Origin of the sequence: Bradyrhizobium sp. th-b2, assembly GCF_000426785.1 — a bacterium.
Taxonomy (GTDB): domain Bacteria; phylum Pseudomonadota; class Alphaproteobacteria; order Rhizobiales; family Xanthobacteraceae; genus Bradyrhizobium; species Bradyrhizobium septentrionale.
Window position 1 is genome coordinate 1 of record NZ_AUGA01000047.1, and the last position, 17,356, is coordinate 17,356.

A 17,356-nucleotide genomic window follows, 5' to 3' on the forward strand; every position below is an offset into this window, starting at 1 on the left:
CCCGACGGCAAGATACGTGACACATATGTTCGATATGCGCTGCCAAGAGAATGGCATCGAACATCGGCTGACCAAGATCAAGCATCCCTGGACCAATGGGCAGGTCGAGCGCATGAACCGCACGATCAAGGAAGCGACCGTCCAACGCTATCATTACGATCGACACGATCAGCTCGAAGCACACCTTGCTGACTTCATTAACGCATACAACTACGCTCGGCGGCTGAAGACCCTGAAGGGCCTCACGCCCTACGAATATATCTGCAAAGCCTGGACAAAGGAGCCCGAACGATTCACCCTCAATCCGCTCCAGCAAATGCCGGGACTAAACACCTAGGCCGTCATCAATGGCCTCAGCTTACCGATGTCGCCGATCCGCTCGAGATTGCCGATCTGCTCGATCAGTTTCTCGGTCTTCTCGTTGCCCAGCACCGGCGCGATCAGGTCCCGCGTCTTTGCCGCCACGGCTTCCGTGCTCAGCGGGTTCTCCCTGGTGCCCGGCGGATACTTGGTGAAGTGATCGACCTTCCTGCCGTCGTTGAGCGTCACCTCGACAACCGCGCCGCGCGGCGCGGCCGGGTCCATCAGCGCCTTGTCGCCGGCCAACGTCACCTTGGCGCGTTGCTCGAGGATCTTCGGATCATGCGTCAGCGCGACGTCGTGGCTGTCGTTGAACGACACCGCCCCCTTCACCAGGGCGACGGCCACAAGGTGCTGGCAATTGACGTCCGGCATCGCGCTCTCGCCGACGATTCCCATCGCATCGGTCGGAAGCTTGACCAGGATGCTGCGCACGTTGTCCGGCGTGAGGGCATGCTGCTTGCGCAGCGTCAGCGTGGCATCCAGCGGCGATTGAATGGGATAGCCGACCGAAAAAGTCTTGATCGCCGTCTCGGTGACGTAGAAGCGGCTGCCGAGATCCTTCACCATCTCCTCCGGCTTCGGATCGGTCGAGAGCGCGATGAAGAGATTATGGGTGCCGTCGAGCACATCATCGACGCCGGTCAATCCGGCGCGGACCATGTCGACAGCCATCACGCCGTTGCGCGCGCCCATGCCCGCGAAGTCGAACGCCTTCTCGACATGGTCGCGATCCCTAACCCAGCTCCACAGGCCGGAGACCTGCTGCGCCGAATAGGAGATCGCATAGCGCATCCCCCTCTCGTCAAGCCGCGCCAGCGACGCTGCGGCGCCGAGCGCACCGAAGGTCGACGACGTTCCTTCGGCGCTTCGATGCGAGCCACGCACGAGATCCGGCCCCAGCGCCATCAGCAGGCGGCAGCACAGGTCGTAGCCGAGCGCGACGGCGCGCACGACGTCCTGCCCGCTGCGATGTTCCCGCTCGGCAAAGGCGAAAGCTGCCGGCACGACCGAGCATCCCGGATGCGCCTTGGTGACGGGCTCGAAATCGTCGGTCTCGTCGGCATGGGCGCACATGGCATTGGCCAGCGCCGCGTTGACCGCCGTGGTCCGGAAATCGGATCCGACGACGGAGGCCTGGGCATCGCCGCCGAGGCTTCGGACATATTTCAGCGCCATGATGCCCGGATTCATGCGCGAGCCCGACACCATGGCACCGAGCGTATCGAGAATGCGGTGCTTGCAGGCCAGCACCACCTGCTCGGGCAGTTCCTGATCGCGCGCGGCGACCATGTACCGCGCCAGCCGTTCGGTAACGCCCGGGCCCACCGCGCGCGCCGGGCGGCCGCCGGCGGCGGCCATCGCGGCAACCGAAGCGGCGGATTGCAAGAAACGGCGGCGTGACGGCATGCTGCGTCCTCCGCGATCAGGCCGAAACCGACATCTTGGCAATGTCCGCCGCGTTCGGCAGGCTCTCGACATTCCAGCAGGCATCCATGACGCGCCGGATCATCGCGGCGGGAATGATGCCGTCCGCGAGGTCGGAGAACTTGGTCTCGAGCTGCTTGTCGCTCATCGGCACCTCGACGCTGCCGATCGCGTGCTCGATGAAGCGGTTCAGCTTGCGCCCGTCCTTGAGCACGATGGTCAGATCGACCTGCTCCGGCTTGATGCCAGACGTGATCACCGGCACAACCTTGCCCCGCAGCGCGACGATGGTTGGATCGGTCACGGCACGATCGCTGAACTGCTTCTCGCCGCCGGCACCCTCGACGATTGCGACCGCAACGGCATGGTAGATGCTGAACTTGCCTTCGAGCCCCTGCCGCGGCGTCTTCTTGCCGGTGAGCTCCAGCACCAGCGGATGGACCTTCAGCTCGACGCGCTCGATCTGGTCCGCGGTCACCTTGTTCTCGTTGCGAAGCTGGATTGCCGCGTCGATCGCAGGATGCATCACGATCCCGCAGGCGAACGGCTTGTAGGTATTCAGCGCTGCCTCGTAGCGCTTGCCGAGGTCGACCAGGATCTCGTTGTAATCCTGCTTGGTGCTGATCGTATTGGCCCAGCCGCGCTTGGCTTCGATCATCGCGTCGGACGAGGTGAAATTCTTCGACGCCAGAATGGCGGCGAAGATGCCGCTGGACGCGGCGCGGCCGGGGTTGAAGCTCTTGTTCATGGAGCCGAAGGACTCGCGCAGGCCGACCGGCTGCGACGCCGCAAGGCCGAGCGCCCAAATCATCTGCTGCTCGTTCAGCTTCAACAGCTTGCCGACGGCGGCCGCCGACCCGAACACACCGGCGGTGCCGGTGATGTGCCAACCGACATCATAATGGTTCGGATAGACCGAGTTGCCGATCCTGCATTCGGTCTCGACGCCGAGCACCAGCGCGTTCAGGAACTCCTTGCCGGAGACCGGCTGCATTTCCGACAGCGCGATGATCGCCGAGGCCACGGGACCGGCGGGATGGATGATGGTCTTCAGATGCGTGTCGTCATAATCGAAGATGTGGCTCGACACGCCGTTGATGAAGGCCGCGTTCATGATGTCGAACCGCTCACGGCGCCCGAACAGCGAGGCCTGCTGCGGACCCGAGAACGGACCGAGCGCAGCGACAGCGATGTCGACCGTCTCGTGATGCGATCCGCCGATGGCGACGCCGACCCAGTTCAGAAGCGTCCGAACCCCCTCCTTGCGGACATTGGCCGGCAGCTCGTCATAACTCGCGGTGACGAGATAATGCGCGAGTGCGCGCGTGACCTCCTTGGGCGGCGCGGCCGCGGGTGCAGGCGCGGCAGCCGTGGCTTGCGCGAAGGCCGCGCTGCTGCCGACCGCCGAGAGCGGAAGCGCGGCGGCGGCCCGGATCAGGGTCCTGCGATCAGTGTGCATGGGATGTCTCCAAAGACTTCGTCGAGGATTTCATCGAGGCCAACTGCGCCGCGAGACGGACGGCGCTTTCGAAGGCACCGGTCTTCGCGACGCCATGGCCGACAATATCGAATGCCGTACCATGCGACGGCGTGGTGAATACGGTCTCGAGCCCGGCCGTGACGGTGACGCCGCGGTTGAAGCCGCGCAGCTTGGTCGCGATCTGGCCCTGGTCGTGATACATCGCGACCACGCTGTCGAATTCGCCGGCAAAGGCCCGGACATAGACGGTATCCGCGGGATAAGGTCCGCTGCAGGCGATCCCTCTCTTCGCGGCCGCTTCGACCGTCGGGCGGATCAACTCGATCTCGTCGCGGCCAAACAGGCCGCCCTCGCCGGCATGCGGATTGAGCGCGGCCACCGCGATGCGCGGCCTGGCGACGCCGGCCCTGCGCATCATCCGGTCGACCAGCTCGATCGCATCGGTGATGCTTTCCGCATTGATACCGTCCAGCGCCTCGCGCAGCGACTGATGTCCGGTAACCCGCGACATCCATTGGCCGTCCAGCACGTTCATCTCGGAGAAGTAGCTCTTGTGCCCGAGCAGGCTCGCGAACATCTTGTGTTCGTCGGGGAATTTCCAGCCGCCGTCGAACATCGCCCGCTTGTTGAGCGGCGCGAATGTGATGGCGTCGATTTCGCCGGCGCTGGCGAACTCGATCGCCCGCGACAGCGTCTCACCGGTCAGCCAGCCGGATTCGGCGTTGGACTTGCCGGGCGGGAACTTCGCGGGATCGGTGTTGCCGAGATCGACGAGTTGCACGGTGCCCTGTCCCCAGCGAGCCGCCTTGGGCGAGCTGATCCGCTCGACGTCAAGCTTCACGCCGGCATGCGCCATGCCCATTTCCAGCACACGGGCGTCGCCTATCACGACGAGGCGCGCAGCATCGCTGAGCCGGTCGTCGGAGAGAATGCGCGCGGTCTGTTCGGGACCGATACCGGTGCAGTCGCCCGGGGTCAGCGCCACGATCGGCAGGTCGTTCGTATTGGTAGCCATTGGTCCTTACTTTGCTGTCTGGATTTGAGCGGAAGACCGAGCCCAGTCCTCCCTGTTGAATTCGCCATCCCATTTCGCGACCACAATCGCGGCCACGGCGTTGCCGATGGTATTGGTGATGGCACGCGCCAACGACATGAAGCGGTCGATGCCGAGCAGCAGCGCCAGTCCTTCCGCGGGCAACCCGGCCGCGACCACGGTCGTCGCCAGCGCCGCGAACGCGCCGCCGGTGACGCCGGCCGCCCCCTTGCTGGTGAACAGCATCACCACGAACAGGCTGAGCTGTTGCGCGGCCGTCAGCTCGACACCGTAGACCTGGGCGACGAAGATCGTGCTCAGCGGCAGCGTCAGCGCGACGCCGTCGAGATTGAAGGAATAGCCGGAAGGAATGACAAGGCCGGCCACCGCCCGGCCGACACCGGCCTTCGGCAGTTTCTCCATCATCCCGGGGATGGCGGTCTCCGACGACGAGGTGCCGAGCACGACGAGCAGCTCGGTGCGCAACAGGCGCAGCAGGTCCATCAGGCGAATACCCGCAATGCGGCAGATCGTGCCGAGAACGACGAAGATGAAGAACGCCATCATCGCCCAGGCGGTGCCGACCAGCAGCGCCAGCGCATACAGCGTAGCGGCACCGAACTTCGCGATCGTGAAGGCCATGGCGCCGAAGGCGCCGATCGGGGCCAGCGCGACCACGACATGGACGACGCTGAAGACGAGCTCGGTCACCCGCTCCAGGCCCGACCGCAGCGGCGGCGCCTTGTCGCCGAGCAGGACGAGGCCGATGCCGCACAACAACGCGAGCACCAGCACCTGGAGCACGTCGCCGCTCGCGAACGCGCCGACAAAGCTTTCCGGCACCATATGCTGGATGTAGGCCGACAGCGATCCGACATGGGCTTGCGCGTAGCGCGCAACCGTCTCGGCCTGCTGCGTGGTGGCATGGGCCACACCCGCGCCGGGCTGGACCCAGCGCACCACGACGAAGCTGAGCAGCAGACACAGGGTCGTGACGGCCTCGAAATAGACGAGGGCCTTGAGGCCGATCCGGCCCACCGCCTTCATGTCGCCGACCTGCGCAATGCCGGTGACCACGACCAGAAAGATCAGCGGCGCGATCGTCATCTTGATCAGCGAGATGAAGATATCGCCGAGCGGCTTGAACTCGACGGCAACAGCCGGGAACAATGCGCCGAACAGCGCGCCAAGCGCGGCACCGGCCACCACGAGCACATACTGCTCGCGCCAGAGCGGCTTGCGCCGCCGCTCGGACGCGGCCCCCGAGATAGACTCGGACAGCGGAGTTGTGGCGACCTGCAATTCGTTTCCCCCAAAGGTGTGTTCGCGCCATGCCGGATCCGGATGGCGCCTTGTTCTGGTTTTGCGATGGCGCTTACATTGGACCAGCAGCCTGTCCGGCGCTAATGCCGTATCGGCATGATTTGAGGACAAAACGTCATTATGGACCTGATTTGGCTGGAGGATTTCCTTGCGATCGCCGAGGAGGGCGGGTTCTCGCGCGCCGCCGAGCGCCGCCATGTCACCCAGCCGGCGCTGAGCCGCCGGATCAAGGCATTGGAGGGCTGGCTGGGTACACCGCTGTTCGAGCGGAGCACCCATGTCGTGACCCTCACCTCCGCCGGGCAGGGCTTCCGTCCGATCGCGGAGGACGTGCTGCGCAGAGTCCTGAACGGCCGGGAGGAGGCACTGGAGGCGGCGCGCCTGAAAGCCGAAACCATCCAGTTCGTCGCCACGCACGCGCTCTCGCAGTCGTTCTTTCCGGACTGGATACGAAAGACGGATCGTGCCCGGACCGGTTCGGCGGTGCAACTCGTCGCATCCAACTTTGGCGGGTGTGAAAGACTCCTCCTCGAAGCACAGGCGCACTTCCTGCTGACTCACTATCACCCAACCCTCGTCACACGACTGGATACGGATCGCTTTCAACGCATCGAGCTGGACACCGACGTGCTTGTTCCGATCAGCGCACCGGCTTCAAAGCACACGCCGCGAGGTGGCCGCCGACGCAAGCCGGTCGCTCGCTATCAGTTGCCGGGTTCCACCAAGACTCCGCTGCCCTATCTTGCCTACCATCCAGGATCGGGCGTGGGGCGGATCGTCAACTCGTTCCTTGCGGCAAAGGAGCCTGCGGCCGTTCTCGTTCCGAGTTTCTCGGCACCAGTGATGTTGCTGGTCGACATGGCGCGTGAAGGTCGTGGCATCACCTGGGCACCCCGCAGCCTCGTTCAGCGCGAGCTCCAGAGCGGCCGGCTGCTAAGAGCAGGCGGGGAGGAATGGGACATTGCGATCAGCATTTGCCTGTTTCGTTCCCGATCTCGCCTCACCAACGCGGCTGAAAGTTTCTGGAACGGGATCAAGAAGCAACGCAACGGTTACCTCGAAGCCGCGGCGCACGCTCCCGGCATCGCACCGAAACAGTCGCGCAAATGACTGGCGAGATGACCTGATCGGCCATCTACGCTTTGGAACGCGTCGCATTCCATTCCCGGCCATGGTCACCGGGGGCTTCCCAGCCCGTCTCGGAGACGATCAGCGTGTCCTCCAGCTTGATGTAGCCGCGCGCCGGATGCAGCAACGCAGTTTCGACCGAAATCACCATCCCGCTTTCGAGCGGCCGATCGGCATCGTACGGCGAATAAGGGATCGGGCCGGTCGCCGTCAGACGCGGCGCTTCATGACTGACTAACCCAATTCCGTGCGCGGTGAAGTCAAGCACGGCACGATGGGGAGACGATCTGACGGCGGCCTCGCCTGACGCAATCACATCGCCCCCCATGACGCCCGGCCGGATGATGCGGCGCGCGGCCTGCTGGATGTCCTCGATCTCCTGCAGCAATTCGCGAAGCTCGCTGTCGGGCTCCCCCAGGATGCCCATGCGGCTGAGGTCGCCGATATATCCCCGGTAGTTTCCTCCGGAATCGATCGAGATCACATCGCCCTCCGCGAGACGCTGGCTCGACGGCGCACGGTTGTGGCTCTTTCCCGCGGCGATCAGGCAATACTCGAAGACGAGGTCGCGTTCCTGTTCCTCGCGCCGCAGGCGAGCGACGACATCGTTCTTGGTCGTATCTGGTGCACAGCTCTTGAACGTCGTCAGCATCGCATCGACGACCCGTTCGGACGCTTCCCTGATCAGCGCGAGTTCGGCGGGAGACTTCACGGCACGAAGGCGTTCGAGCGTGAAGTGGGCCTCGCGGAGTTCGACCTCGTCGAGGCCGGCTATCAGATGATCCCTGGCGTCAGCCGGCAGAAAGCCTGCCTCGATGCCGACGCGCTTTGCAGCGCCACCAAGCTTCCTCACATGATCGATCGCAAGCCCGATCGCATCGATCGTTCCCCAACTGCCGGTTTTGACAATCGGCGCCGCTATCCGCCCAAGTTCATGCTCGAACTTTTCCATGCCGTTCCCGATGTAGATGGAATTATCCGGATGTCCCTTCTGATAGACGAACACCGGCAGATAGCGGCTGGTGCCGATCGCCTCCATGACATCGAAGAAGAAGAAACGATAGCCACCAAGGAGATATTGCACATTGTGCCGCGAGGTTGCGATCAGCACGTCAAGGCCCGCCTCCTCCATCAGTCGATCGAGCTTTGCGGTGTCGAACGGCGCCGTTGTTGCGATCGGTTCGAGCGCATTGTCCATGGTCTGACCTTCCATCTTCCACTCACACTGCGGTTTTTGCCGCCAGCGACTTCGCTGCAGCGTTTGAACCGGCGTTGTCGCCGAACAGGGCCACCGGGCGCCCATGCGGCTCGACGCCAAGGAAGCTGAAGGCAAGCCCGATCAGGAGGCCGGCGCCGGCAAGAAAGAAGAACGCCGGCCTCACCGCCGAGGCGGTCGCGCCCGGATGCACCAGATTGTCGGCACCGGCGATCAAGGCGAGGCACAGCGGCCCGACGATCTTGCCGACCCCGTTTGCGAGCTGGGCAAGGCCGACCGCACGCCCCGAAAGCTGCACCGGAAATATCTCCGCAGGATAAGGCCCGATGTTCGAGAACCCGCCGTCGAAGAACACGGCGCCGACGATCAGGAACACCAGGAACAGCGGGATCGAGCCGGCAAAGTCATTGTGAAAATAGGCGGCCAGCGCCAACGAGACGGCGGTGCCATAGCCCATCAGCTGGCCGCACGGCTTGCGACCGATCCGATGCGCCAGGAACGCGAAGCCGGTGCGACCAAGGACGCCGGCGAGGCTGACATAAATGAACATCTTCGCCGCATCCTGCGGCGCGACGCCGAGCAGCAGCGCCACGATCGTCGGTCCCCACAGGAACACGCCGTAGTTCGCCGTGCTGGCGCCGAACCAGATCAGGACCGTCAGCCAGAAGCGCCGCTGTTCGGCAAAGAGATCGGCAAATGTCGCGGCGTTGGCCGGCGGCAGCTTGGGCAGGACGAACGCATCGCCGCCGACCCGATAGAGTTTGCGGATGCTGGCCTGTGCCTCGCGCACGCGGCCCTTGCTGATGAGCCAGCGCGGCGATTCCGGCATGATGATCATGGTCAGAATCCCGAGGATGATCGGCAGAAAGCCGACCGCCGCCAATCCGCGCCAGCCCACCAGCGGCAGCAGGAAGCTCGCCGTGACCGACGCGGCGAGTACGCCAAAGGCGACCGGAACGACCACGAGACTCGTGACCAGCGTGCGGTGACGGGTCGGTGCAAATTCGACGATGGCGGGAACCGCCGCCGCCGCGCCGGCGGCAAGGCCGAAGCCCACGAAGAAACGCAGGATCGCAAAGGCAACCCAGCCGTCTTCCGGAATCAACGCGATCGCGCCCGAACTCACGCCGCAAAGCATGACGCCGGCAACCGCCAGCGGCTTACGCCCGAAGCGATCTGCGAGCGATCCGGAAGCGAACGCCCCGAGCATCGCCCCGATCCCGGCGCTCATCAGCATGATCGAGGTTTGCCCGAATGTCAGGTGCCATTTCGGCGCCAGCACCGAGACCAGGAAGCCGACCACAAAGAAATCGAAGAAATCGACCACGCCGGTGACGGCGAAGATGATGATCGATAGCCAATAGCGCGTCGTCACCGGCGCCTCGTCGAACGGCACTGCGCTCGTTTGCTCTGCCATGGTCTCCCCCTGTCGTTGTCAAGCCGCCTTCTTTTTTGAATTCAGGAATGCCGTCACCGCCTCCGCCACCCGCTCGGGGGCCTGGATCGACGCGACATGGCCGACGTTCGCGATGGTTGTCGTCTCGACACACGCAAGATCGCGAGCGAGTGCAAATGTCTCGGCATTCGGGATCAGCCGGTCGTCGCCGCCTGCCAGCAGAAGCGTCGGACGATCGAAGGTGGCCAGATCGGCGGAGACGGGCTGCGCGAGCATCGCGCCACGCCGCGCCTTCTGGCCGTCGTCGCGGCTGGAGCCCCGGAAGATGTCGATCAGTTCGGGCCGCGCGCGCAGGCAATCCGGCGGAAAGAAGAACTCCGCAATCTCCGGTGCGTTGGCGACGGTGTCCGCCCGATAGGACGCGAGCGTGCGGAACGCAGCCGCATTGACGTCCAGTGGACTCTTGTTGACCTTCCAGGTGCTGCCCAGGATCAGGCGGTCGATCCTGTCGGGATGGCGGGCCGCCAACACTTGCGCGATCAGGCCGCCCAGCGAGGTTCCCAGGACATGGGCACGATCGTAGCCGAGCCCCTTGATCAAGGCCGCGGCATCATCGGCCAGATCGGCCAACGAATAGGACGACGGAGAATTTTTGGTGGCACCGGAATCGCGTTGATCATAGGCGATTACGGTGAAATGCGCGGCCAACAGAGGCGCAAGGCCGTCGAACATCGCATGATCGGCCTCACCGCCATGCAGCAGCACGAGCGGATCGCCACGTCCGATTTTCTCATACGCCGTGACGACGCCGTTGGATTCGAACGATTGCATGGGAGCCCCCGCTAATGCAGCAACGTTGAAAGTGCGCCGGCCAATTCCTTCGCCGGATCCGACGGCAGCCACGGCATGCGCCACGCCACATGCCCATCGGGGCGCACCAGCACGGCGCCGCGCATGCCCAACTGGAATCCGTCCGCCGGGTCCGCCGCTGGCAATTGCTTCAACGACAGCGGCAAGCCGGTCTTCTCGGATACCTGCTTTCCCGCCTCCAGCCAGTCGTTGCCGAGCGGCCCCGTGACGACGGTGAACTCCTTGTCGAACCAGTCGAGCGTCGATTTCTTGCGCGACGGCTCGAGCCACATATGCGGAAAGCGGGCGCCGGGACGGTCCGTCGGCGTGTAGTAGCGGGAGTTCAGCGCCTTCGCGACGGTGCCATCGGGGATTACCGCGCCCTCCTCGTAATTGTGGCCGAGGTTCTGGCCGATGCTGTGCAGATGATTGTCCATATCGTTGATCCAGAACTTGATCCGGTCCGGATTTCGCGATCGCACGGCGTCGTCCGTCAGGCCAAATCGCAACCTGTTCCCATAGCTGAAATTGGCATTGGACTGCGCGATCGGGCGGCGCTCGCTGGAATAGCTGTCGAGCAACTTCTCATCCGCCAGGCCCTTCAGCACAAAGGCAAGTTTCCAGGCGAGATTGTGTGCGTCCTGAACACCGGAGTTCAGGCCAAAGCCGCCGGTCGGCGGAAAGCGGTGCGCGCAGTCACCGACGAGGAATACCCGGCCCTTTCGAAAGCTCTCGGCCACCTGCATGCTGACGCGCCAGATCGAGCGGTTCAGAAGCGTGACATCGAGATCCGGAATGCCGACATGACCGCGCGCGATCTCGATGAACTCCTGGTCGGTCCACGGCCGCTCGCGATCGTCCTTGGTCTGGCCGATTTGGGTCACGGTCAACCAGCGATCCCTGCCATTGGTGTTCAGGATGCCGGCGCGCGGCAGATCGGGCTTGTCCGGGATGATGATGAAGCCGGCGGCTTCGCGCGCGATTGGCAGCTGCGACAGGTCGGCCCGCCAGTACTCATTCGACATCACCGCCAGCGTGGACGGTCCGACCATATCGATCCCCGCGCTGCGTCGGGTCTGGCTGCCGGCGCCATCGGCGGCGATCAAATAGGTCGCCGTCCACTGCGTCACGCCGCCGGTCTTCTGGCAACGTGTCGTGACGCTGACGCCGCTGTTGGTCTCCTCGAACGATTCACAGGCGGTGTTGAACAGGACGGTGGCGTGTTTGGACTTCCCGACCACCCGCAGAATTTCTTCCTCGACGGCGTCCTGGGCGACCAGGCTCTTCCAGGCTGGGGTATGGCCGACATTCGGTTCGGGACGAGTGCGGCCGAACTCGTGACCCGCGATGCTGTCGAGGAACACGAACATGTCGGAATTGTCCTGCAGGCCGCGGTCGCGGATCGCCTGCTCGATCCCCCACTGCCGGAAGATCTCCATGGTGCGGACCCAGCAGCCGCGCGACTTGGGATGATCTGTCGTCGTCGGGCTCTTCTCGACCACCACGCAGTCGATGCCGAAGCGATCGAGCAGCAGTGACATCGCAAGGCCGACCGGCCCGCCACCGGCGATGAATACGGACGTCTGGCGTGCCTCGTCGGGGGCGATACCCATCCTCGTCTCTCCTCCGTTTGATCGTTGGCAAGAGACTGCTCTCTTTTTGGTATCTCACAAGAATATGTTTGATATGGTATCCATCTCGATTTGAGATGGAGCCCCCATCATGGACTTGCGGCAGATTCGCTATTTCGTTGCCGTCGCCGAGCGTGGCGGCTTCGCCGCCGCAGCGAGCACGCTGAATGTCGCCCAGTCGGCGCTCAGCCGCCACGTCAAGGAACTCGAGGACGAATTGGGCGGCGCGTTGCTCGAGCGCGGTGCGCGCGGTGTCTCCGTCACGGAATCCGGCAAGGTGCTGCTCGCGCGAGGGCGCTGGCTGCTTGGCACAATCGACGACATCAAGGCCGAAGTGCGCACGGAGAACCGCGAGCCCAGCGGTACCGTGCGGATCGGCGCGCCACCGAGTCTCGGCGACATCCTCTACGCACCGCTTGCCCAGATATTCGTGAAGCAGTTTCCGCGCGTGCGGCTCGAGTTGAGTGAGGGCCTGACGGAGAACGCATCCGAACGCCTGTTGCGGGGTGAGCTCGATCTGGCGATCGTGACGACGCCCTCCCCCAACGATCACCTCGACTATGAAACGCTGGTTGTCGAGCAGGTGTTCCTGATCGGACCGTCGCGCGATCCGCTGCTGAAGCGCGGCAAGCTCAGCCGAAAGGAGTTCGACGCCCTGCCATCCGCTGTGGCCCCGCTCAGCCGCAACCCGTTCCCGTCGACAATGCTCTGCGCGGTACGGGTCGACAACAGCACGCCGATGAAGCGCATGGTGGCCTCGGGCCTCGGCTATGCCTTGCTGCCCTTCTCCGGAATTCATCAGGAGGTGGCTGCCGGAACGCTGTCGGCAGCGCTGTTGCCGTGGATGCGCGCCGAGCGCGTGCTGGCGCTGCCGCGCGGGCGGCCGGTCAGCCGGGCAACGCGTGAAGCGATTGCCGTGCTGAAGAAGATCTGCCGCGCCCTGATCGATGAGGGAATTATCCTGACCGCGCCGGCGCGCAAGAGCTGAACGCTGACGGAGCCAACGTTCCGAGCTCAAGCCATACGCACCGACCGGATTTGCTGCGTTCCAATCCCCACTCCCGATGGCCGTCTGGCACCACCACGTCCTGCCCGGTCTCTCGGCGAACCAATCGGCTTGACGATAGTTGTCATGACAACTATGGAGTCATTCCAAGATTGGCGATCAAGCCGGCTGTTCCCGCCGCGAAGGACGGGAGCCATGAAGCTGCAAAGATACTGCGGGCGACCCTCGGGGTTCGTCCGCTCCTTGCGCAGCCGGCGGTACGTCGAAGGGAGGACGTGATGAGCACTGCTTCGCAGAACCATGCGGCAAGGCTGAGCGAGATTTCTCGGCTCGTCGTCGACCGGCCTGCCGAGCGCGTCTTCGAGGTCGATCGCCGGATCTTCACCGATCCCGCCGTGTTCGACGCCGAGCTCCGCCACATCTTCGAGGCCACGTGGAATTTCATCGGCCTGGAATCCTAGGTCGCCCGGCCCACCGACTTCGTCACCACCCATATCGGCCGGCACCCCATTCTGGTGATGCGGAGCGCCGACGGAAAAGTTGGCGCATTCCTCAACACCTGCCGGCATCGCGGAACGATCGTCTGTCCCTTCAAACAGGGCCGGCAGAAATTCCACGTCTGCCGCTATCACGGCTGGGCCTACGATTCGAGCGGCCGCAACATCTCCGTGACGGAGGAAGCGAGCGGGCAGTATCCGCCGTCCTTCTCGAACCAGAACCATGACCTGCTCCCGGTTGCACGCCTTGGCTCGTATCGCGGCTTCCTGTTCGCGAGCCTGTCGGCCGACGTTCCGCAACTGGAGGAGTTTCTCGGCGACACCCGCGCCTTCCTCGACCTGATCATCGACCAGAGCGACAGCGGTGAAGTCGAGTTCGTGCCGGGCGCCAGCACCTATACGTTCGACGCAAACTGGAAGCTGCAATTCGAGAACGGCCTCGACTACTATCACTTCGCGACCACGCACAGCTCCTACGTCGATATCCTGAAGAAGCGCAATGCCACCGCCGGACCGGACGCCGGATTCACCGGGGAGCCGGAGGGCGAGCAAGAGGGGCAAGGCAGCTTCAGCTTCGATTACGGCCACGCCGTCAACTGGTCGATCAAGCGCACCCAGCTCTACGGCCGGCCGCTCGGCATGGATCCGGCGCGTCTCGACGCCGTGCGGCAGCGCGTCGGCAGCACCCGCGCCAAATGGATGCTTCGCCAGCGCAACCTCACGATTTTTCCGAACCTGCAGGTCATCGACATCCTTTCCGCGCAGGTGCGGACCTGGCGGCCGCTGGCGCCCGACAAGACCGAGATGGTGTCGCATTGCCTGGCTCCGGTCGGCGAAAGCGCCGCGGCGCGCACGCTTCGGATTCGCAATTACGAGGACTTCTTCAACGCTTCCGGGCTCGCAAGCTCGGACGACAACGTGATGTATGAGTTCTGCCAGACCGGCTACGACGCGGCGACCGCGGCACCGACGCAAGGCTATCTGCGCGGCATTGCAGACGTCGGCCGCGGCGAGAGCGCGCATGCAAGCGAGCTCGGCATCACCCCGTCCGAATGGTCGTTCGGCCCCACCAGCTTCGGCGGCGAGACGAACTTCCATCCCGGCTATCGCGAGTGGCGCAGGCTGTTGCGGCACGCCGCGGGGGAGACGGCGTGATGGCTGCCGATGCAATCAGGGAAACGGATGCCCACGCGATCGCATCCGCGACCATCTTCCGCGAGGCCCGCCTGCTCGACGCCGGCGAATGGGCCGATTGGGTCGCGATGTACAGCGAGGATGCCGTCTACTGGGTGCCGGCGTGGCTTGACGAGTACACCACCACCAATGATCCCAACACGCAGGTCTCGCTGCTCTATCACGATGCCCGGCGCGGGCTCGAAGAGCGGATCGCGCGTATCGAGTCGCGAAAATCGATCACCGCGCTGCCGCTGCCGCGCACGGTGCACCAGATCTCGAACCTGGAAGCGTCCGAAGCCGGACCTGAACAGATCATCTGCCACGCGGTGTTTTCCGTCCACGTCTACGACCCGCGCGTGGCAAAGGAGCATCTGCGCCACGGACGCTATCAGCACACGCTGCGACGTGAAGGCGAGACCTGGAAGATCGCGCGCAAGATCATCACGCTGGTCAATGACCGCGTCCCGACCGTTCTCGATTTCTACAGCATTTGAGAGGGCACAATGGCAGACCAAGGCACCTGGCACGCGGCCGCAACGCTTGGCGAGCTGAACGAAGGCGAACCATATGGCGTCGAAATCGCCGGCCACCACATCGCGCTCTATCGCGTCGGCAGCGAGTATTACGCCACTAGCAACATCTGCACCCATGAGGAGGCGCTGCTCTCCGACGGCGTTCTGGACGGTTGCGAGATCGAATGCCCGCTGCATATGGGCCGCTTCGACATCAAGACCGGCGAGGCGCTGACCAGTCCGGTCGAGATCGACATCCAGACCTATCCGGTGCGTGTGGCAGGCGACCGGCTGGAGGTCTGCCTGCCCGCATAAAGCGACTATCAACAAAAAGAATCGGGGGAAACCGGAATGACCGAAGTCGTGATGGACAAAGCGGCGATAACGACCGCCGATCCGGAGATCGAACGCACCACGATCCGCAAGGTTGCGCTGCGCCTGATGTGGTTCGTGATGGCGATGTACTTTCTCGCCATCCTCGACCGCGGCAACATCTCCTTTGCCGCGCTGCAAATGAACAAGGAGCTCGGGCTCAATGCCGAGATGTTCGGCATCGCGGTCGGCATCATGTACTTCACCTATTCCATCTTCGAGATCCCGAGCAACCTCATCCTCAGCAAATACGGCGCACGCGTCACGCTGACGCGGATCGCGATCCTCTGGGGCATTGCCACGGTGCTGATGGCCTTCACGCAGGGCCCGCTCAGCCTCTATGCATTCCGCGGCTTTCTCGGCATTGCCGAGTCCGGCCTGTTTCCCGGCGTCATGCTGCTGCTGAGCCTGTGGTTTCCGTTCAGCTACCGCGCCCGCTACAATGCGATGTTCAATTATGCGGTGCCGATCTCCTACATTTTCGCCTCGCTGATCTCGGGCGCCATCCTCGAGCTGAATGGGACGTTCGGCATCTCCGGCTGGAAATGGCTGTTCATCCTCGAAGGCCTGCCGCCCATCGCTCTGGGGATCGTCGGCATCTTCTATCTGACCGACCGGCCGCAGCAGGCGAGCTGGCTGTCGACCGCGCAACGCAACTGGCTGATCGGCGCGCTCGAGCGCGACGCCAAGGCAACCGGCGTGGTGCATGCCGAGGGCGTGCTCAGGACCATCACCAAGCCGATGGTGCTGCTGTTCGGCCTGTGTAATTTCGGCCTGTTCTGCGGGCTGGCGTCGCTGTTTCCCTGGCTGCCGCAAATCATCAAATCCTTCGGCCTGCCGAATTCGCAGGTCGGTTTCGTGACCGCGATCCCGCCGGTCGCCGGCCTGATCGGCATGATCGTGTTGTCGCGGCACTCCGATCATGTCGGCGAGCGCTTCTATTATGCCGCGATGACCTTCGTGATCGCCGCATCGGGCTTCGCAATTGCCGCCTTTTCAACGTCGCCGCTCTGGATCATCGTCGGTTTCATGGTTGCCAATGTCGGTGTCTATGGTACGCAAGCCGTGTTCTGGACCATCCCGCAGTCCTACATGTCGCGGCAGAGCGCGCCGGGCGCGATCGGCCTGGTCAGCACCATCGGCAGCATCGGAGGCGCCACGATCCCGATCGTGATCGGACGCGCCAAGGACGCCTCCGGCAGCTTCACCACCGGATTCCTAGTGGTCTCCAGCGTTCTGCTCGTCGCGGCGGTGCTGGTCCTGATCGCACGCTCTCAACTCGTGAAAGAATGAAAACTCGGACTGCCAAACATCGTACCAAGGCCCCTGCCCCGCGCGAAAACGCGCGCTCGGAACTGGTGATCGACTTCGAGCGCTACGTGCCGACGGTGCTGTCGAGCCTGGTCGCGAAGCTGCGCGCCAATGCCAATGCCTTCTTTCCGCAAGCCTACGGCGTATCGCTCGCGGAATGGCGGGTGCTGTCCTTTCTCAGGGAGCACGAGCCGGCCAGCGCCTATGACATCTGGACCAACGCGCAACTGGACAAGGCGGTCGTCAGCCGCGAGACGACGTCGCTCAGAAAGAAGGGGCTGATCGAGCTGACGCCGGTCCGCGGCAGCGCCCGGAACCGGACCGAGATCCGGCTGACCAGACTCGGCGTGGCGCTGCTCGACCGCAGCCTGGACGAAATCCTGCGCCGGCATGACAACCTCACGGCCGGCCTCGACACCAGGGCACTGGATGCCTTCTTCCGCGTCGTGGCGCATATCGAGCAGCGCATTCCCCACATGGGCGATCCGTCGGACAATGCCATGCCGGCCCATGCGCCGGTCAAACGCATTGTAAGGCGCAGGCCGCCAACCGGAGCCTAGCGGCGGCAGCCCGAGAGCGCGGCGGCCGCGCGGATCGAAATACGGGTCATCCACCGCTGGGTGCATGAAGGAACCGGC

The 17,356-nt window shown here is 64.0% G+C and carries 17 protein-coding genes and 1 pseudogene; 10 read left to right on the forward strand and 8 right to left on the reverse strand.

What is annotated here, in order from left to right; translation table 11 throughout:
* A partial coding sequence (locus K359_RS0136190) for an integrase core domain-containing protein (RefSeq protein ID WP_156928841.1) occupies positions 1–337 on the forward strand: 337 nt, incomplete at its 5' end.
* Here K359_RS0136190 and K359_RS0136195 read toward each other — a convergent pair.
* The 4 genes from K359_RS0136195 to K359_RS0136210 are packed head-to-tail and all read right to left on the reverse strand — an operon-like array spanning position 334 to position 5,603.
* The gene (locus tag K359_RS0136195) at positions 334–1,770 is read right to left on the reverse strand and encodes an MmgE/PrpD family protein (RefSeq protein WP_029083640.1); all 1,437 of its coding nucleotides are present in this window, start codon (positions 1,768–1,770) and stop codon (positions 334–336) included. The genes K359_RS0136190 and K359_RS0136195 overlap by 4 nt on opposite strands.
* A 16-nt stretch (positions 1,771–1,786) precedes the next feature.
* The gene (locus K359_RS0136200) at positions 1,787–3,247 is read right to left on the reverse strand and encodes an MmgE/PrpD family protein (RefSeq protein ID WP_029083641.1); all 1,461 of its coding nucleotides are present in this window, start codon (positions 3,245–3,247) and stop codon (positions 1,787–1,789) included.
* On the reverse strand, positions 3,237–4,283 hold the full coding sequence (locus tag K359_RS0136205) for a PdxA family protein (protein ID WP_029083642.1): 1,047 nt from the start codon (positions 4,281–4,283) through the stop codon (positions 3,237–3,239). Before K359_RS0136205 ends, K359_RS0136200 begins: the two co-directional genes overlap by 11 nt.
* A gap of 6 nt (positions 4,284–4,289) precedes the next feature.
* Entirely contained in the window at positions 4,290–5,603 is a 1,314-nt protein-coding gene (locus tag K359_RS0136210) for a cation:dicarboxylate symporter family transporter (RefSeq protein WP_051346600.1), read from the reverse strand.
* A 141-nt stretch (positions 5,604–5,744) separates the two neighbouring features.
* Here K359_RS0136210 and K359_RS54040 point away from each other — a divergent pair, with 141 nt between their 5' ends.
* Positions 5,745–6,734 carry a LysR family transcriptional regulator gene (locus K359_RS54040; protein WP_051346601.1) on the forward strand — a complete coding sequence of 330 codons (990 nt, stop codon included), beginning with the start codon at positions 5,745–5,747 and terminating at the stop codon, positions 6,732–6,734.
* Between the two features lie 25 nt (positions 6,735–6,759).
* On the opposite strand, the gene K359_RS0136220 is transcribed toward K359_RS54040, so the two are convergent.
* From K359_RS0136220 to K359_RS54050, 4 genes are read right to left on the reverse strand one after another with little or no spacing between them, the layout of a single operon-like run.
* Positions 6,760–7,965, reverse strand: coding sequence for a Xaa-Pro peptidase family protein (locus K359_RS0136220; RefSeq protein WP_245284819.1), 1,206 nt, complete (start codon positions 7,963–7,965; stop codon positions 6,760–6,762).
* A gap of 7 nt (positions 7,966–7,972) precedes the next feature.
* Positions 7,973–9,385 carry an MFS transporter gene (locus tag K359_RS0136225; protein ID WP_029083645.1) on the reverse strand — a complete coding sequence of 471 codons (1,413 nt, stop codon included), beginning with the start codon at positions 9,383–9,385 and terminating at the stop codon, positions 7,973–7,975.
* Positions 9,386–9,403: 18 nt separating this feature from the next.
* A complete protein-coding gene (locus tag K359_RS57580) occupies positions 9,404–10,195 on the reverse strand; it encodes an alpha/beta fold hydrolase (protein ID WP_051346602.1) in 792 nt (263 codons plus the stop codon).
* A gap of 11 nt (positions 10,196–10,206) precedes the next feature.
* Entirely contained in the window at positions 10,207–11,826 is a 1,620-nt protein-coding gene (locus K359_RS54050; protein WP_051346603.1) for an FAD-dependent monooxygenase, read from the reverse strand.
* A gap of 109 nt (positions 11,827–11,935) precedes the next feature.
* Here K359_RS54050 and K359_RS0136240 point away from each other — a divergent pair, with 109 nt between their 5' ends.
* From K359_RS0136240 to K359_RS0136265, 8 genes and pseudogenes are all read left to right on the forward strand, one after another.
* Positions 11,936–12,832, forward strand: a complete 897-nt coding sequence (locus K359_RS0136240) for a LysR family transcriptional regulator (RefSeq protein ID WP_029083646.1) — start codon at positions 11,936–11,938, stop codon at positions 12,830–12,832.
* A 170-nt stretch (positions 12,833–13,002) separates the two neighbouring features.
* Positions 13,003–13,311 carry a hypothetical protein gene (locus K359_RS64795; RefSeq protein WP_245284820.1) on the forward strand — a complete coding sequence of 103 codons (309 nt, stop codon included), beginning with the start codon at positions 13,003–13,005 and terminating at the stop codon, positions 13,309–13,311.
* Between the two features lie 24 nt (positions 13,312–13,335).
* A pseudogene (locus K359_RS65915) lies at positions 13,336–13,518 on the forward strand (Rieske 2Fe-2S domain-containing protein); the annotation flags it as partial.
* Positions 13,519–14,502 (forward strand): aromatic ring-hydroxylating dioxygenase subunit alpha, encoded by a 984-nt coding sequence (locus K359_RS54055; RefSeq protein ID WP_371261229.1) that lies wholly within the window; start codon positions 13,519–13,521, stop codon positions 14,500–14,502. It begins immediately after the preceding pseudogene.
* Entirely contained in the window at positions 14,502–15,017 is a 516-nt protein-coding gene (locus K359_RS0136250) for an aromatic-ring-hydroxylating dioxygenase subunit beta (protein ID WP_051346611.1), read from the forward strand. Before K359_RS54055 ends, K359_RS0136250 begins: the two co-directional genes overlap by 1 nt.
* Positions 15,018–15,026: 9 nt before the next feature.
* Positions 15,027–15,350, forward strand: a complete 324-nt coding sequence (locus K359_RS0136255) for a non-heme iron oxygenase ferredoxin subunit (protein WP_029083648.1) — start codon at positions 15,027–15,029, stop codon at positions 15,348–15,350.
* A 36-nt stretch (positions 15,351–15,386) separates the two neighbouring features.
* Positions 15,387–16,700, forward strand: a complete 1,314-nt coding sequence (locus K359_RS0136260; RefSeq protein ID WP_029083649.1) for an MFS transporter — start codon at positions 15,387–15,389, stop codon at positions 16,698–16,700.
* A 65-nt stretch (positions 16,701–16,765) separates the two neighbouring features.
* Positions 16,766–17,278, forward strand: a complete 513-nt coding sequence (locus K359_RS0136265) for a MarR family winged helix-turn-helix transcriptional regulator (protein ID WP_198031226.1) — start codon at positions 16,766–16,768, stop codon at positions 17,276–17,278.
* Positions 17,279–17,356: the final 78 nt, after the last annotated feature.

Bases quoted from the DNA above. Each gene is read 5' to 3' on its own strand.
- K359_RS0136195 (WP_029083640.1), bottom strand. From the start codon at position 1,770: ATGCCGTCACGCCGCCGTTTCTTGCAATCCGCCGCTTCGGTTGCCGCG.
- K359_RS0136200 (WP_029083641.1), bottom strand. From the start codon at position 3,247: ATGCACACTGATCGCAGGACCCTGATCCGGGCCGCCGCCGCGCTTCCG.
- K359_RS0136205 (WP_029083642.1), bottom strand. From the start codon at position 4,283: ATGGCTACCAATACGAACGACCTGCCGATCGTGGCGCTGACCCCGGGC.
- K359_RS54040 (WP_051346601.1), top strand. From the start codon at position 5,745: ATGGACCTGATTTGGCTGGAGGATTTCCTTGCGATCGCCGAGGAGGGC.
- K359_RS0136220 (WP_245284819.1), bottom strand. From the start codon at position 7,965: ATGGAAGGTCAGACCATGGACAATGCGCTCGAACCGATCGCAACAACG.
- K359_RS0136225 (WP_029083645.1), bottom strand. From the start codon at position 9,385: ATGGCAGAGCAAACGAGCGCAGTGCCGTTCGACGAGGCGCCGGTGACG.
- K359_RS57580 (WP_051346602.1), bottom strand. From the start codon at position 10,195: ATGCAATCGTTCGAATCCAACGGCGTCGTCACGGCGTATGAGAAAATC.
- K359_RS54050 (WP_051346603.1), bottom strand. From the start codon at position 11,826: ATGGGTATCGCCCCCGACGAGGCACGCCAGACGTCCGTATTCATCGCC.
- K359_RS0136240 (WP_029083646.1), top strand. From the start codon at position 11,936: ATGGACTTGCGGCAGATTCGCTATTTCGTTGCCGTCGCCGAGCGTGGC.
- K359_RS0136250 (WP_051346611.1), top strand. From the start codon at position 14,502: ATGGCTGCCGATGCAATCAGGGAAACGGATGCCCACGCGATCGCATCC.
- K359_RS0136255 (WP_029083648.1), top strand. From the start codon at position 15,027: ATGGCAGACCAAGGCACCTGGCACGCGGCCGCAACGCTTGGCGAGCTG.
- K359_RS0136260 (WP_029083649.1), top strand. From the start codon at position 15,387: ATGACCGAAGTCGTGATGGACAAAGCGGCGATAACGACCGCCGATCCG.